Below are 14,711 nucleotides of genomic sequence, written 5' to 3'. Positions count from 1 at the left end.
GAGGGAAAGGACATGAGCGAAGAAAAAAAAGGTTTTTTTGGCAGACTGGTTGCGGGTCTGGCAAAAACAAGAAAAAATATAGTTTCCGGTTTTGAATCTGTATTCAGCGGATTTTCCAGAATTGATGATGACTTTTATGAGGAGTTAGAAGAAATTCTGATTATGGGCGATATCGGCGTCCGTGCCACAGAAGAAATTCTTGACAGTCTGAAAGAAAAGGTAAAAGAAAATAAAATCAAGGATCCTGCTGACTGTAAGGAGCTTCTCATTGACAGTATTAAAGAGCAGATGAATGTGGGAGATACCGCCTATCGCTTTGAAGATGAAAAGTCTGTAGTACTGATTATCGGAGTTAACGGTGTTGGAAAGACAACTACGGTTGGAAAGCTGGCAGGAAAACTCAAATCTCAGAATAAAAAAGTAATTATGGCGGCAGCGGATACATTCCGGGCGGCAGCGGGAGAGCAGCTTCATGAGTGGGCAAACCGGGCAGGAGTTGATATTGTAGGCGGACAGGACGGCGCAGACCCGGCAGCAGTTGTGTTTGACGCCGTACAGGCTGCAAAGGCCAGAAAAGCGGATGTACTGCTCTGTGATACCGCCGGACGTCTTCACAATAAAAAGAATCTCATGGAAGAATTAAAGAAAATCAACCGGATTCTGGAGAAAGAATATCCGGAGGCTTACAGAGAAACTCTGGTTGTACTGGATGCCACTACCGGCCAGAATGCGCTGGTACAGGCAAAACAGTTCAGTGAGGCCGCAGAGATCACCGGTATCGTTCTCACTAAAATGGACGGAACAGCTAAGGGCGGTATTGCAGTTGCCATTCATTCAGAGCTTGGCATACCTGTAAAATATATTGGCGTAGGAGAGACAATAGATGATCTGCAGAAATTTGATGCAGATCAGTTTGTAGACGCATTGTTTGATACTCAGACAGAAGAATAGAAGGTGTAAAAATGAGTGAGATGTTGACATTAGCGGCTTTTGAGGAAGCCTGCGAGGCAGTCAAAAATGTTACAATGGAAACAAAGCTTGTATACAGTGAGTATTTAAGTGAACAGACCCAGAATAAAGTTTACCTGAAACCGGAAAATATGCAGTTTACCGGGGCATATAAAGTAAGAGGCGCTTATTATAAAATCAGTACGCTGTCTTCGGAGGAACGGGAAAAGGGGCTGATTACAGCCTCCGCGGGAAATCATGCCCAGGGGGTTGCCTATGCAGCCAAATGTTTTGGTGCAGGGGCTACCATTGTAATGCCTACCACCACGCCTCTGATTAAGGTAAACCGTACAAAGAGCTACGGAGCGGAAGTGGTTCTGTACGGAGATGTCTATGATGAGGCCTGTGCCAAAGCTTATGAACTTGCAAAAGAACACGGTTATACGTTTATCCATCCCTTTGATGATCCGGCGGTAGCTACCGGTCAGGGAACCATTGCTATGGAGATTGTAAAGGAGCTTCCCCTGGTGGATTATATTCTGGTTCCCATCGGCGGGGGCGGGCTGGCTGCCGGAGTATCTACTCTGGCAAAAATGCTGAATCCGAAAATTAAAGTGATTGGTGTGGAACCGGCGGGAGCGGACTGTATGAAGGAATCCTTTCGGGAGGGAAAAGTGGTAACCCTTCCGGAGGTAAATACCATTGCAGATGGTACAGCAGTAAAAACACCGGGAAGCAATATTTTTCCGTATATAAAGAAAAACCTGGATGATATTATTACGGTGGAAGACGACGAACTGATTGTTGCATTTTTAGATATGGTGGAAAACCACAAGATGATTGTAGAAAATTCCGGACTTTTGACAGTGGCGGCCCTGAAACATCTGGATGTGAAGGACAAAAAGATTGTTTCCATTTTAAGCGGCGGCAATATGGATGTGATTACCATGTCTATGGTAGTACAGCAGGGACTGATTTTCAGAGACCGTATCTTTACGGTATCTGTGCTTCTGCCGGATAAACCCGGCGAACTTACCAGAGTGGCAGATACCATTGCGAAGGTTCAGGGAAATGTGGTGAAGCTTGAGCACAATCAGTTTGTCAGCACCAACCGAAATGCAGCTGTAGAGCTTAAAATTACCATGGAGGCATTCGGAACAGAGCATAAGCATCAGATTATCCAAGCCTTAAAGAAAAACGGCTATAAGCCGAAACTTGTGCAGGCAGTATTATAACTGAGGAGGGGAATAATGGAGCTTCGGAAAGCGGAGAAAAAAGACAGGCCAGCCATCCGGCGGCTGTACAAAAGCGCATTTCCTTTCCGGGAACGCAAACCGTTTTTTATGCTGATGCAGAAAAGAAATCAGCCGGGAGTACTGGTACTTGATGACGGTGGATTCTGCGGTTTTGTTTCCATGATTCGTGTGAAAGATATTTTGTATATCGGCTATCTGGCCATTGATCCTTTGATGCGGGGGCAGAATTACGGCAGCAGAATACTGGGGCTTTTAAAGGAAAAATACCCGGAAATGAGAATTATGCTGGAAATTGAACGGCTAGATGAGAATGCTCCCAATAAGGAGCAGAGAAAACGGAGGCGGATTTTCTACCACAGAAACGGGTTTATAAGTTCCGATCTGTTTGTTTATGTGATTCACTGCGAATTTGAGATTTTGACTATGAATGGAAAAATAACATTTCAGGAATATGAAGAGGCTCTTCGGGCGGACTTTGGGCCCGCAGTATACAGATTTATAAAAAAACCAAGCCGGATGGAAGGATATGCAGAAGGGACGGTTTAAATCAGATTACGGCTGTCAAGAAAAAACACTTGACACATGTCTTTCCCTGTGCTAACCTACTAAAGGTGATTGCGAATGGAGAAAATCGGACAGCAGGTTTTTTTATATGATTTTTATGGAGAACTGCTGACAGAACATCAGAAAAGAGTATATGAGGATGTAGTTCTCAATGATCTGTCATTGAGCGAGATCGCACAGGAGCTGGGAATCAGCCGCCAAGGTGTACATGATCTTGTGAAACGGTGTGATAAGATTTTGGAAGGATATGAGGGAAAGCTTCATCTGGTAAAACGTTTCAGAGAAGAAAAAGCGAAGATCTTAAAAATCTGCCAGCTGACAGACAATTACCGGAACAACGTAGATGCGGCCATGGATGAAATCAGAAAGATTTCCCGGGAAATATTAGAGGAGTTATAAGATGGCATTTGACAGTTTATCAGAAAAACTGCAGAACGTGTTCAAAAATTTAAGAAGAAAAGGACGCCTGACAGAGGAAGATGTAAAGGCAGCTTTAAAAGAAGTAAAGCTGGCACTGCTGGAAGCCGATGTTAATTTCAAAGTTGTTAAGAACTTTGTGAAGTCTGTTCAGGAGCGTGCCGTTGGTTCAGACGTTATGAACGGACTGAATCCGGGGCAGATGGTGATCAAAATTGTAAATGAAGAAATGGTGAAACTCATGGGATCTGAGACAACTGAGATCGCATTGAAACCGGGGATTGCCATTACAGTCATTATGATGGCGGGTCTGCAGGGTGCAGGTAAGACTACTACTACTGCAAAGATTGCCGGAAAGCTGAAACAAAAAGGCAAAAAGCCGCTGCTGGCAGCCTGTGATGTTTATCGTCCGGCAGCCATTGCACAGCTTCAGACAAACGGTGAAAAACAGGGCGTTGAAGTATTTTCTATGGGCGACAGCCATAAGCCTGTGAATATTGCCAAAGCGGCAGTTGAGCATGCTTCTAAGAACGGGTTTAATGTAGTAATTCTGGATACGGCAGGACGGCTGCATATTGATGAAGAGATGATGGATGAACTCATCGAAATCAAAGAGCAGGTAGATGTGTCTCAGACAATTCTTGTTGTAGATTCCATGACCGGACAGGATGCGGTAAATGTTGCCAGCACCTTTGAAGAGAAGATTGGAATTGACGGAGTTGTTCTGACAAAATTAGACGGTGATACCAGAGGCGGTGCTGCACTTTCTATTCGTGCGGTAACCGGAAAACCTATTTTATATATTGGTATGGGAGAAAAGCTTTCGGATCTGGAGCAGTTTTATCCGGATCGTATGGCGTCCCGTATTCTTGGTATGGGGGATGTGCTGACCCTGATTGAAAAAGCACAGGAAGATCTGGACGAGACAAAAGCGGCAGAGATGGAAAAGCGTCTGCGGAAAGCTCAGTTTACATTTGATGATTATCTGGAATCTATGAATCAGATGAAGAAAATGGGCGGACTCACCAGTATCTTAAGTATGATGCCCGGAATGGGCGGGTCCCAGATGAAGCAGATTGAAGATGCCGTGGACGAAAAGAAAATGGCCAGAATCGAGGCTATGATCTATTCTATGACAGCCAGAGAAAGAAGCGGCCAGGATGGGTTAAGTCCAAGCAGAAAGCGCAGGATTGCCAATGGCGCAGGCGTTGATATCAGCGATGTGAACCGGCTGGTAAAGCAGTTTGATCAGATGAAGAAGATGATGAAGCAGATGCCGGGAATGATGGGCAAAGGGAAACGCGGTGGTAAATTTGGAGGCTTAGGTGGAATGAAGTTTCCTTTTTAACCGATAGAAATGACGAAAGATTTGAGGAGGTGAAAAGAAATGGCAGTAAAAATCAGATTAAGAAGAATGGGACAGAAAAAAGCTCCTTTCTATAGAATCGTTGTAGCTGATTCCAGATCCCCAAGAGATGGAAGATTTATCGAAGAAATCGGATATTATGATCCAACAAAAGAGACAGCAGAAATCCGTGTTGATGAAGAAGCAGCTAAAAAATGGTTAGCAAACGGCGCTCAGCCGACACAGACCGTAGAGAAGATCTTCAAAATAGCTGGTATCGAGAAATAAGATTAGTGAGGTGTCAGTAATGAAAAGATTAGTAGAAGTAATTGCAAAATCACTAGTCGATTACCCGGATGAAGTAACTGTAACTGAAACTGAGAAGGAAAAAGCCATTGTGCTGGAACTTCATGTTGCTCAGTCCGATATGGGTAAGGTAATCGGTAAGCAGGGAAGAATCGCTAAAGCGATTCGTGCCGTTGTGAAAGCAGCAGCGTCTAAAGAAGACAAAAAAGTAATTGTTGAGATTGTTCAGTAATTAGAATGGGGATATAGCTTGCTATGTCCCCACTTTTCACTCTATAGGAAATACTGTGTTGTGATAAAGCTGAAAAGTACCGATTCCTATAGAGCAAAAAAACGCTCCGCTGTAGATCGCACTGCGGCGGAGTGGAATCATGTTGTTTACGCAACCCGCCGCAGGCGGAGAATCCTGCCGTGGCAGAATTCTTTTTCACATAGGAGCAGAGTATGGAAGAATATTTCCAGGTAGGTGTAATATCAAGCACCCATGGAATTGCAGGGGAAGTGAAGGTTTTTCCTACCACAGATGATGTCAGCAGATTTAAAAAGTTAAAAGAAGTGATACTGGACACCGGGAAAGAGCGCATGACGCTTCATATTACACAGGTGAAATTTGTAAAACAGATGGTAGTTTTAAAATTCCGGGAATTTAGCAATATCAATGAGGTAGAGCGGTTTCGTGGAAATAGCCTGCTGGTAACAAGAGATCAGGCGGTGAAGCTGAAAAAAGATGAATACTTTATTGCAGATATGATTGGACTGCAGGTTGTTTCTGATGAAAATGAATTTCTGGGTAAACTCAGTGATGTCATCCAGACGGGGGCAAATGACGTGTATGTGATTCAGAATGAGACTGGGGAAGAGCTTTTAATTCCGGCTATTAAAGACTGCATTCTGAAGGTGGATATGGAGCAGGGACAAATGCTTGTGCATCTTCTCCCCGGATTGAGAGATTAATATGAATTTTCACATTTTGACATTATTTCCGGAGATGATACAGGCCGGGTTAAATACCAGTATTATCGGCCGGGCTATTCAGCAGGGAATGATTTCTATCCATGCTGTGAATATTCGGGATTATACAATAGACAGACATAAAAAAGTAGATGATTATCCTTATGGAGGGGGCGCCGGCATGGTGATGCAGGCTCAGCCTGTATATGATGCCTGGAAATCTGTAACAGAACAGACCGGTTACAGACCCAGATGTGTCTATCTGACCCCCCAGGGCCGGACGTTTTCTCAGAGTATGGCAAAGGAGTTTGCCCGGGAACAGGATCTGATCTTTTTGTGCGGGCATTACGAAGGCGTGGATGAGCGTGTGTTAGAAGAGATTGTCACAGATTTTGTTTCCATTGGGGACTATGTGCTTACCGGGGGAGAACTGCCTGCCATGGTAATGACGGATGCCATAGCCCGTATGGTGCCGGGAGTGCTTGGCAATGAAGAATCGGGAACCGGAGAATCCTTTGAGGGAAGTCTTCTTGAATATCCCCAGTACAGCAGACCTGCTGTGTGGCAGGAAAAACAGGTTCCGGATGTGCTGTTATCGGGAGATCATAAAAAGGTAGAAGCCTGGCGCCGGGAACAGTCTGTACTGCGTACATTGAAGTCCCGCCCGGATCTGCTTTCGGAGGCGGAGCTGACACTGCAGGATGTCAGGTTGATTTTAAATAATCATAAGAAATAAAAGGAAAACAAGCTTGCAAAAATAACAGGTTTGTGGTAGAGTAAATTATTGTGAGAAAAGAGATGGTCCTCTGTTACAAATCATGTATTAAGAACATCAAAAAATAGGAGGTCACAAAATGAACGCAACAGAAATTATTAAAAGTATTGAAGCTGAGCAGCTCAAAGCTGAAGCACCGGAATTCCGTGTTGGCGATACAGTAAGAGTACATGCTAAAATCAAAGAGGGAAACCGTGAAAGAATCCAGGTTTTCGAAGGAACTGTTTTGAAAAAACAGGGCGGAAGCAGTCGTGAGACTTTCACAGTTCGTAAGTTTTCCAACGGTGTAGGTGTTGAAAAAACATGGCCGCTGCATTCTCCAAACGTAGAAAAAGTAGAAGTAGTACGTTACGGTAAAGTAAGACGTGCAAAACTGAATTACTTAAGAGGACGTGTTGGTAAGAAAGCAAAAGTAAAAGAATTAGTAAAATAGGAATGGCTTATGAGGGGACACATACAGATGTGTCCCTTTTTGTCTATCACGGTGGAGGGTGTATGAGATTCGGAGGGACAAGAGGTCTGAATTTTAACAGGCGCCGGAGAAGAATTGACCGGAACGCCACAAAAAATGTACTGTTTTGGATCATTGAAATTATGATTGTAGTGGCCATTGCGTTTGTCTGTGTGTATTGTTTTGGAATGCGGGCCACTGTGGCAGGGGATTCTATGTCTCCTACCCTTAAGAATAACAACCGTGTGCTGGTGAACAGACTGGTTTATCATCTGTCCGGGCCAAAGTCGGGAGATGTGATTGTATTTTATCCCAACGGAAATAAAAAATCCCGGTGTTATGTAAAGCGGGTGGTAGGTGAACCGGGGGATAAAGTCCAGATTAAAGACGGGGCTGTATATGTGAATGGAGAACTGTTTGATCAGACGGATACAGAGGCTATTGAGACAGCCGGACTTGCGGAAGAGGTAATTACAGTAGGTGAAGACGAGTACTTTGTTCTTGGAGACAACAGGGATAACAGTGAGGACAGCCGTTATGCAAATATCGGAAATGTAAAAAAGGATGATATTGTAGGGAAGGCATGGTTTTGCACCTATCCATGGAGCTCCATAGGGCGGATTAAATAGAAAGCAGGTAGTAATATGCATTTTCAATGGTATCCAGGTCATATGACCAAAGCAAAACGCCAGATGCAGGAAGATATCAAACTGATTGATCTGGTTATAGAACTGGTGGATGCAAGAATTCCATTAAGCAGCAGAAATCCGGATATCGACGAGCTTGGAAAACATAAGGCCCGTCTGATTCTGCTTAATAAATCGGACCTTGCGGACCCGAAGCAGAATGAGGCCTGGTCAGCTTATTTTAAATCAAAGGGATTCTTTGTTGTAAAAATAGATGCAAGGCGCAGAAATGAGATGAAAACCATTCAGAATGTTATTCTGGAGGCCTGCAGTGAAAAAATTGAGCGTGACAGAAAGCGGGGGATTAAGAACCGGCCGGTGCGGGCAATGGTAGTGGGGATTCCAAATGTAGGGAAGTCTACCTTTATCAATACATTTGCAGGAAAGGCATGTGCAAAAACAGGCAACAAGCCCGGAGTGACAAAAGGAAAGCAGTGGATTCGTCTGAATAAAAATGTAGAGCTTTTAGATACACCGGGTATTTTATGGCCGAAATTTGATGATCAGATGGTGGGACTTAGGCTGGCACTGATTGGTTCCATAAAGGATGAAATTTTAAATATTGATGAGTTATCCCTGAATTTAATTGAGCTTCTGCAGAAATATTATCCGGGTATGTTACGCAGCAGGTATGAGGTAGATGAAGATCAGGAGCCTGTAAAAGTGCTGGAACAGACAGCTGTGCGCAGAAATTGTATTCAGAAAGGGAATGAACCGGATTACAGCAAAGCGGCATCCCTTGTAATAGATGAATTCAGAAGCGGTCGTATAGGGAAAATTACACTTGAATTTCCGCCGGTAACTGACTAAAATGGAATAAGATTGAAAAAACAGATCAGATGTGAGGAAGTTTAATAAATGGGAAAAGAAGAGCTGGAAACAGACGCAGATCAGGGCGGGAAGCCAAAAAAAAGTAAAGGAAGAGAAGCGCTGGATACAATTATTTATCTTGGAATTGTAGTATTTGTAACAATACTGTTTATTTTATTTGTGGCCCAGAGAACACAGGTAAGCGGAAATTCCATGTATCCTACACTTCATGACAGAGACAATCTGATTGTGGATAAGATTTCCTATCGTTTCCACGACCCGGAACGGTATGATGTAATTGTATTTCCGTATAAATATGAAAAACGTACTTACTTTATCAAACGTGTCATTGGTCTGCCCGGCGAGACGGTTCAGATTGACGAGGGCGGAAACATCTATATTGACGGAGAGGTTCTAGAAGAAGATTATGGATATGAACCTATTGATTATCCGGGACTTGCGGCAGAGCCCATTACTTTAAGCAGCGATGAATATTTTGTTCTGGGAGACAACCGAAACAACAGTGAGGACAGCCGTTTTGAAGATGTGGGTATTATTAACAGAGAAGATATTATCGGGCGGGCGTGGGTTCGGATTTTTCCGTTCAAAGACTTTGGACTGGTAGCCAGGATTCAGCAAAGCGACGCCCTGGGAGGATGACAGATTGACGGAAGATAAAAAAATCAGCGTCATAAAAGAAGAATTAAAGGCAGCATCCATAGAAATGCTGCCTTCTTTTATGGACACTTATCAAAAGGATGAAAGAAGCGGTGTGCAAAAGCTGGTATCTCAGGCAGAGAAGCAGCTTTTAAAATTTCAGGCAGAAAAAGAGCGCATTGAAAATTTAAGACAGTATGAAAAAACTTATGCACAGTATGCTTATATATGCGGAATAGATGAAGTCGGCCGGGGGCCTTTGGCAGGTCCTGTGGTAGCAGGTGCAGTGATTCTTCCAAAAGACTGCCGTATTTTGTATATTAATGATTCCAAAAAGCTCAGTGAAAAAAAGCGGGAAGAATTATATGATATTATTATGGAGCAGGCAGTGGCTGTTGGAATCGGAATGGCAGGACCCCAGCGTATTGATGAGATTAACATCCTGCAGGCAACCTATGAAGCTATGCGGGAAGCTATCGGTAAGTTAAATCCACAGCCGGATCTGCTGCTAAATGATGCGGTAACTATTCCACAGGTGCCCATAAAGCAGGTGCCTATCATCAAAGGAGATGCAAAAAGTATTTCCATAGGGGCCGCCAGCATCATAGCAAAAGTAACCAGAGACCGGCTTATGAAAGAGTATGACAAAGTTATGCCAGAATATGGATTTGCATCCAATAAAGGGTATGGCGCCTTAGCCCATATTGAGGCATTGAAAAAATACGGGCCAAGTCCCATCCACCGAAAGAGTTTTATTAAAAATTTTATATAGCTGTAAGCAGTAAGACTTTGGGAAAATAAATAAATTAAGCAGAAAAAAGAACATTTTCACAAAAAAGCGGGAAATAGAAAGTCCTGATTTTTTGCGGGAATGTTCTTTTAATTTTGAAAAAATCAGGGGCCTTTTCTATAACAAAAGCATATTTGTCATAGCGCAAAGATTAAATGTGTCAAAGAGTTTTGGAGGCAGAATTGATATGATATTGCCAACAAGTAAGCAAGATTAGAGGAGGACAAATATGATGTCACAGTTTAAATTTTCAGCAGGTCCGTGGAATGTCCATGACGGGGCCGATTCTTATGGTCCGGCTACAAGAAGCAGTATTTCTCTGGAAGAAAAAATTGAAAAATTTGCGCAGATGGGGTTTGACGCGATTCAGTTTCACGATGATGATGCAGTGCCGGATATCAATGAATTATCAGAAGAGGAAATCAAAGAGGAGGCAAAAAAGGTAAAAAAATTATTGGATCGTTATCATCTTGCTGCGGAGTTTGTAGCTCCAAGACTCTGGATGGATCCTCATACCAGTGATGGCGGTTTTATGTCAACCTGTAAGGAAGACAGAGATTACGCCATGTGGAGAGCGAAACGCTCCATTGATATCGCAAATGAGCTGGGGGCTGACAAAGTGGTTCTGTGGCTGGCCAGGGAGGGAACCCTTTGTGCAGAGAGCAAAAGTCCCGTATGGGCCACACAGATGCTCATTGATGCCATCAATGAGATGCTCAGGTATGATTCTGAGATTAAAATTGTAATTGAACCGAAACCCAATGAACCAATAGACAGAAGTATCTGCGGAACGATAGGACATGTGATGGGAGTATCTGCGGCTACCATAGATCCGTCCAGAGTAGGCGGATTATTAGAATCAGCTCATGCCATCCTGGCAGGGCTTGATCCTTCGCATGAAATTGGGTTCGCCCTGGCAATGGGGAAACTCTGGGGCGTACATCTGAATGATCAGAATGGAATTAAATACGACCAGGATAAAACTTTTGGTGTGGAAAATCTCAGACAGGCATTCAATCAGGTAAAAGTTCTGATTGAGAATGGATATGGCTCCAATGGAGAATATGTAGGACTGGATGTGAAGGCAATGCGGACTACCAAAGATGAGGATAGCTATAAGCATCTGGAAAACAGCTTAAAAATTGTCCGGGCGCTGGAAGAGAAAGTGGCAGAATTTGATTATGATCTTCAGAAAAAGCTTGTGGCAGACAGAGATTTTGAAGGACTGGAAATGTATGTGATGAATCTGCTTATGGGGCTTGCATAAGTACTGTAAGAAAGGAGAAGGCGGGAATGTCAGAAGTCTTATCTTATGGAATGGTTGGCGGCGGTCTGGATGGATTTATCGGCGCCGCACACCGAAGGGCTGTAAATCTGGACGGTGAAGCCAGACTGACAGCGGGGGTTTTTTCAGGAAATCAGGAAAAGTCTAAAGCGGCGGCAGAAGCCTTTCATATTGATCCCAAAAGGTGTTATGAATCTTATCAAGAAATGGCAAAAGCAGAAGCCCAGCGTGAAGACGGAATTGATTTTGTGGTGATTGTGACGCCAAATTATCTGCATTATGAAATGTGCAGAGCCTTTCTGGAGGCGGGAATCCATGTGGCCTGTGATAAACCGGTAACCATCAGCTTTGAACAGGCCGATAAGCTGCAGAAGCTGGCAGAGGAAAAGCAGCTTTTGCTTATGGTGACTTACACCTATATGGGGCATGTAACTATAAAACATATTCAAAAGAAAATACGAAAGGGAGAGCTGGGAGAGATCCGTATGGTTATGGCGGAGTATCCACAGGGCTGGCTGGCATTTGAGGATGATTTTGGAGGAAAGCAGGGAGCCTGGAGATGTGATCCTAAAAAGACCGGCAGAGTAAACTGCCTGGGGGATCTAGGTACTCATGTAGAAAATCTTGCAGCTATGACTACAGGACTGAAAATAAAGCGGGTACTGGCTAAAATGGATGTGATTGTCCCGGGACGCGTGCTGGATGATAATGATTCGATATTAGTGGAATATGACAATGGGGCTTCGGGAATTTACTGGACCTCTCAGGCAGCTATCGGAAGTGATAATGCTTTGAAACTGCGGATATACGGAAGCCGGGGAACCATTCTCTGGGATCAGGAAGAGTCTGAAAAAATTACAGAAATTCATGCAGACGGAAGTATTGTAAAGCTTCATCGGGGATATAGCAGTATTGATCCGGAGGCCGGAAAATACGCAAGACTTCCGGCAGGCCATACAGAGGGCTGGCTGGAAGCAATGGCAAATCTATATCAGAGTTTTATTTGTTGTATACGTGCCAAAAAAGAAGGCAGCTTTTCAGAAGATATGATTGATTTTCCTGACATAAGCCACGGAAAAGAAGGGCTTGCTTTTGTGGAAGCATGTTTAAAAAGTAATGAGAATGGAAATGTATGGGTAGATTTACAGGAGGAAAAATAATGGCAAGACCGGTAACACTGATGACTGCTCAGTGGGCAGATCTGGAATTGGAAGAAATCTGCAGACTTGCAAAAGAAATGGGATATGATGGACTAGAGATTGCAAGCTGGGGACAGCTGAATGTAAAAAGAGCGGCACAAGATCCTGATTATGTCAGAAAAGTGCAGGAAACATTAGAAAAATATGGATTAATCTGTAAAGCCATTGCGGCCCATCTGCCGGGCCAGTGTGTGGGAGATATCTGGGATAAACGTCTGGATGGTTTCGCTCCTGCTGAGTATGCAGGGTGCCCGGAAAAAATCCGGGAATGGGGCATTCAGGAAATGAAATATGCGGCAAAGGCCGCCAGAAATCTTGGAGTTAAAGTTGTGACAGGATTTATGGGCTCACCTATCTGGAAAATGTGGTATTCCTTTCCACAGACTACAGATGAGATGATTGAGGAAGGCTATCGTAAAATCAGAGAACTCTGGCAGCCGATTTTTGATGAGTTTGATGCATGCGGAGTGAAGTTTGCGCTGGAGGTCCATCCTACAGAAATTGCTTTTGACTACTGGAGTACAAAGAAGCTTTTAGAGGTTTTTCACAGGCGTCCCGCTCTTGGAATTAACTTTGATCCCAGTCATCTGATCTGGCAGGGAATAGATCCGGCAATGTTTCTTTACGACTTTATGGACAGAGTATACCATGTTCATATTAAGGATGCTGCGGTCAATTTAGATGGCAGGAATGGTATTCTTGGTTCTCATATTAATTTTGGGGATCCCCGCAGAGGATGGAATTTTGTATCTCCCGGTCATGGTGATGTGGATTTTGATAAAATAATCAGAGTATTAAATGCAGCAGGCTATGACGGACCACTGTCCATTGAATGGGAGGATGGCGGCATGGACCGTGTATTTGGAGCAACAGAAGCCTGCAGCTATACAAAGAAAATCAATTTTTCTCCATCGGAGATGGCTTTTGACAGTGCATTAAAAACAAAGGAAGGGCAGGAGTGAGTCAGATGAATAAAACAAGTGTAAGAAATTTTGGATCGAAAGGCTGGTTGTTAATTTTATTTGGAATCATCTGTCTGTTCTGTAATAATGCAGGTACCTCAGATGGATTAAATGTGGCGCTGCCTGCAATTTCAGAAGGATCGGGTCTTGACTATAATATCTGCCTTTCCATTGGAACAATTGCGGGATTTGCAGGGGTCGTTGCCATGTTTGTGATTGGTAAGATCAGGGATAAAATCGGAAGCAGCAAAATGAGCGGTATTTTAATGATTATCTTCGGTTTTGCGTTTTTATTTTTGTTCTTAAGGGCAGAGAACCTTGTTATGTATGCTGTCAGTATGTGTATTATGGTCAGCTGCGGTCAGGGGACATTTTTTCTCTGTATGGGAGCGCTGCAGTCCTCCTGGTTTCCCAAAAAACGTGGCGTTGTTGTTGGAATCAGCACCATTGGAGCCAATATCGCATCAGCCATTATGGTTCCCATTATGACTGTACTTGTAACTATTGCAAATTATAAGATCGGACTTTCTGTTTTTGGAGTTCTTCCAATTCTCATGGGAATTTTATGCCTGGTGTTTTTAAAGGATAATCCCATGGATGCAGGAATCTATCCGGATAATGTAAGCCGGGAAGAGTATGAGAGGGATTACGCTATTATAAAAGATGAGGGAAGCTCTTATGTCAGTGACTGGACCATAGGAAAACTTCTGCGCACAAAGGAATTGTATCTGTCAGCTCTTGTTCCGGGTATTATGGGCCTGGTCCTTGTGGGAATCGTATCTCAGTTTGTAAACCGTAATATTGCACTGGGACTTTCTCAGCCGGTGGCAGTAGGAGCTATGACAGCAGCGGCTGTCTGCGGAATGTTTGGCAGCTGGCTTGTAGGTGTGCTGGATACTAAAATGGGAACAAAAAAATCGGCGATGCTTTACTGCGGATTCTTTGCGGTGGGAGTATTGTTAAATCTGCTGGCTGAGTGGTGTCCGCCTCTTGTTTATGTGTCGATTCTGGTTATCGGTATGTCTTTGGGGGGAACAACCAATTTTCAGATCTCCTGGCCGGCGTCCATTTTTGGAACTATGGATTATCCCTTTGTGAACAAGCTGGCTTTCCCCATGGGTTACTGTATTGTAAGTCTGAACTTTATTGTAAATGCAGTGGTACTGCAGCTGACCGGAAGTTTGTCACGGGCATATCTGGTATATGTTGTATTGCTGGTGATTGACATACTGATTATCAAATGTACGGATGCAGCAAAATGGGATAAGATAGTACATCCGGAATTATTGAAGAAATAATAGAAAAGGAG

The 14,711-nt window shown here is 43.6% G+C and carries 18 protein-coding genes; all 18 read left to right on the top strand.

The features are described from left to right. Positions 1–12 precede the first annotated feature (12 nt). The 18 genes from ftsY to OCV88_RS14070 all read left to right on the top strand — a co-directional run bounded on the left by ftsY (position 13) and on the right by OCV88_RS14070 (position 14,700). Positions 13–951 (top strand): signal recognition particle-docking protein FtsY, encoded by a 939-nt coding sequence (gene ftsY, locus OCV88_RS14155; protein ID WP_158426095.1) that lies wholly within the window; start codon positions 13–15, stop codon positions 949–951. A 20-nt stretch (positions 952–971) separates the two neighbouring features. Next, positions 972–2,183 (top strand): threonine ammonia-lyase, encoded by a 1,212-nt coding sequence (gene ilvA / locus OCV88_RS14150; protein ID WP_158426154.1) that lies wholly within the window; start codon positions 972–974, stop codon positions 2,181–2,183. 15 nt (positions 2,184–2,198) lie between these two features. Then, entirely contained in the window at positions 2,199–2,750 is a 552-nt protein-coding gene (locus tag OCV88_RS14145; protein WP_158426094.1) for a GNAT family N-acetyltransferase, read from the top strand. 75 nt (positions 2,751–2,825) lie between these two features. After that, positions 2,826–3,167, top strand: a complete 342-nt coding sequence (gene ylxM, locus OCV88_RS14140) for a YlxM family DNA-binding protein (protein WP_158426093.1) — start codon at positions 2,826–2,828, stop codon at positions 3,165–3,167. A gap of 1 nt (position 3,168) precedes the next feature. Continuing rightward, a complete protein-coding gene (gene ffh / locus OCV88_RS14135) occupies positions 3,169–4,533 on the top strand; it encodes a signal recognition particle protein (RefSeq protein WP_158426092.1) in 1,365 nt (454 codons plus the stop codon). Positions 4,534–4,572: 39 nt separating this feature from the next. Beyond that, entirely contained in the window at positions 4,573–4,818 is a 246-nt protein-coding gene (rpsP, locus tag OCV88_RS14130) for a 30S ribosomal protein S16 (protein ID WP_158426091.1), read from the top strand. A 19-nt stretch (positions 4,819–4,837) separates the two neighbouring features. Beyond that, entirely contained in the window at positions 4,838–5,068 is a 231-nt protein-coding gene (locus tag OCV88_RS14125) for a KH domain-containing protein (protein WP_158426090.1), read from the top strand. A gap of 212 nt (positions 5,069–5,280) precedes the next feature. After that, the gene (gene rimM, locus OCV88_RS14120; RefSeq protein ID WP_158426089.1) at positions 5,281–5,790 is read left to right on the top strand and encodes a ribosome maturation factor RimM; all 510 of its coding nucleotides are present in this window, start codon (positions 5,281–5,283) and stop codon (positions 5,788–5,790) included. A 1-nt stretch (position 5,791) separates the two neighbouring features. Further along, a complete protein-coding gene (trmD, locus tag OCV88_RS14115) occupies positions 5,792–6,523 on the top strand; it encodes a tRNA (guanosine(37)-N1)-methyltransferase TrmD (RefSeq protein WP_158426088.1) in 732 nt (243 codons plus the stop codon). Between the two features lie 118 nt (positions 6,524–6,641). Further along, the gene (gene rplS, locus OCV88_RS14110; RefSeq protein ID WP_158426087.1) at positions 6,642–6,995 is read left to right on the top strand and encodes a 50S ribosomal protein L19; all 354 of its coding nucleotides are present in this window, start codon (positions 6,642–6,644) and stop codon (positions 6,993–6,995) included. A gap of 62 nt (positions 6,996–7,057) precedes the next feature. Beyond that, positions 7,058–7,642 carry a signal peptidase I gene (lepB, locus tag OCV88_RS14105; RefSeq protein ID WP_158426086.1) on the top strand — a complete coding sequence of 195 codons (585 nt, stop codon included), beginning with the start codon at positions 7,058–7,060 and terminating at the stop codon, positions 7,640–7,642. Positions 7,643–7,657: 15 nt separating this feature from the next. After that, positions 7,658–8,509, top strand: a complete 852-nt coding sequence (gene ylqF / locus OCV88_RS14100; RefSeq protein ID WP_158426085.1) for a ribosome biogenesis GTPase YlqF — start codon at positions 7,658–7,660, stop codon at positions 8,507–8,509. 48 nt (positions 8,510–8,557) lie between these two features. Next, positions 8,558–9,169 carry a signal peptidase I gene (lepB, locus tag OCV88_RS14095; RefSeq protein WP_158426084.1) on the top strand — a complete coding sequence of 204 codons (612 nt, stop codon included), beginning with the start codon at positions 8,558–8,560 and terminating at the stop codon, positions 9,167–9,169. Positions 9,170–9,173: 4 nt separating this feature from the next. Beyond that, complete coding sequence (locus OCV88_RS14090) at positions 9,174–9,938, top strand: ribonuclease HII (RefSeq protein WP_262591375.1); 765 nt, start codon at positions 9,174–9,176, stop codon at positions 9,936–9,938. A 250-nt stretch (positions 9,939–10,188) separates the two neighbouring features. Next, positions 10,189–11,223 carry a TIM barrel protein gene (locus tag OCV88_RS14085; RefSeq protein ID WP_158426152.1) on the top strand — a complete coding sequence of 345 codons (1,035 nt, stop codon included), beginning with the start codon at positions 10,189–10,191 and terminating at the stop codon, positions 11,221–11,223. 26 nt (positions 11,224–11,249) lie between these two features. Beyond that, positions 11,250–12,401 (top strand): Gfo/Idh/MocA family protein, encoded by a 1,152-nt coding sequence (locus tag OCV88_RS14080; protein WP_158426083.1) that lies wholly within the window; start codon positions 11,250–11,252, stop codon positions 12,399–12,401. Next, entirely contained in the window at positions 12,401–13,402 is a 1,002-nt protein-coding gene (locus tag OCV88_RS14075) for a sugar phosphate isomerase/epimerase family protein (protein WP_158426082.1), read from the top strand. Before OCV88_RS14080 ends, OCV88_RS14075 begins: the two co-directional genes overlap by 1 nt. Before the next feature lie 5 nt (positions 13,403–13,407). Next, entirely contained in the window at positions 13,408–14,700 is a 1,293-nt protein-coding gene (locus OCV88_RS14070; protein WP_158426081.1) for an MFS transporter, read from the top strand. The last annotated feature ends 11 nt before the right edge of the window (positions 14,701–14,711 follow it).

It is taken from the genome of Brotonthovivens ammoniilytica (assembly GCF_025566885.1).
Classification (GTDB): domain Bacteria; phylum Bacillota; class Clostridia; order Lachnospirales; family Lachnospiraceae; genus Brotonthovivens; species Brotonthovivens ammoniilytica.
This window is presented reverse-complemented; position numbering and strand designations above follow the sequence as displayed.

Bases quoted from the DNA above. Each gene is read 5' to 3' on its own strand.
- OCV88_RS14080 (WP_158426083.1), top strand. From the start codon at position 11,250: ATGTCAGAAGTCTTATCTTATGGAATGGTTGGCGGCGGTCTGGATGGA.
- trmD (WP_158426088.1), top strand. From the start codon at position 5,792: ATGAATTTTCACATTTTGACATTATTTCCGGAGATGATACAGGCCGGG.
- ylqF (WP_158426085.1), top strand. From the start codon at position 7,658: ATGCATTTTCAATGGTATCCAGGTCATATGACCAAAGCAAAACGCCAG.
- lepB (WP_158426086.1), top strand. From the start codon at position 7,058: ATGAGATTCGGAGGGACAAGAGGTCTGAATTTTAACAGGCGCCGGAGA.
- ylxM (WP_158426093.1), top strand. From the start codon at position 2,826: ATGGAGAAAATCGGACAGCAGGTTTTTTTATATGATTTTTATGGAGAA.
- OCV88_RS14070 (WP_158426081.1), top strand. From the start codon at position 13,408: ATGAATAAAACAAGTGTAAGAAATTTTGGATCGAAAGGCTGGTTGTTA.
- rpsP (WP_158426091.1), top strand. From the start codon at position 4,573: ATGGCAGTAAAAATCAGATTAAGAAGAATGGGACAGAAAAAAGCTCCT.
- OCV88_RS14075 (WP_158426082.1), top strand. From the start codon at position 12,401: ATGGCAAGACCGGTAACACTGATGACTGCTCAGTGGGCAGATCTGGAA.
- rimM (WP_158426089.1), top strand. From the start codon at position 5,281: ATGGAAGAATATTTCCAGGTAGGTGTAATATCAAGCACCCATGGAATT.
- OCV88_RS14145 (WP_158426094.1), top strand. From the start codon at position 2,199: ATGGAGCTTCGGAAAGCGGAGAAAAAAGACAGGCCAGCCATCCGGCGG.
- lepB (WP_158426084.1), top strand. From the start codon at position 8,558: ATGGGAAAAGAAGAGCTGGAAACAGACGCAGATCAGGGCGGGAAGCCA.
- rplS (WP_158426087.1), top strand. From the start codon at position 6,642: ATGAACGCAACAGAAATTATTAAAAGTATTGAAGCTGAGCAGCTCAAA.
- ilvA (WP_158426154.1), top strand. From the start codon at position 972: ATGTTGACATTAGCGGCTTTTGAGGAAGCCTGCGAGGCAGTCAAAAAT.
- OCV88_RS14085 (WP_158426152.1), top strand. From the start codon at position 10,189: ATGTCACAGTTTAAATTTTCAGCAGGTCCGTGGAATGTCCATGACGGG.
- ftsY (WP_158426095.1), top strand. From the start codon at position 13: ATGAGCGAAGAAAAAAAAGGTTTTTTTGGCAGACTGGTTGCGGGTCTG.
- ffh (WP_158426092.1), top strand. From the start codon at position 3,169: ATGGCATTTGACAGTTTATCAGAAAAACTGCAGAACGTGTTCAAAAAT.
- OCV88_RS14125 (WP_158426090.1), top strand. From the start codon at position 4,838: ATGAAAAGATTAGTAGAAGTAATTGCAAAATCACTAGTCGATTACCCG.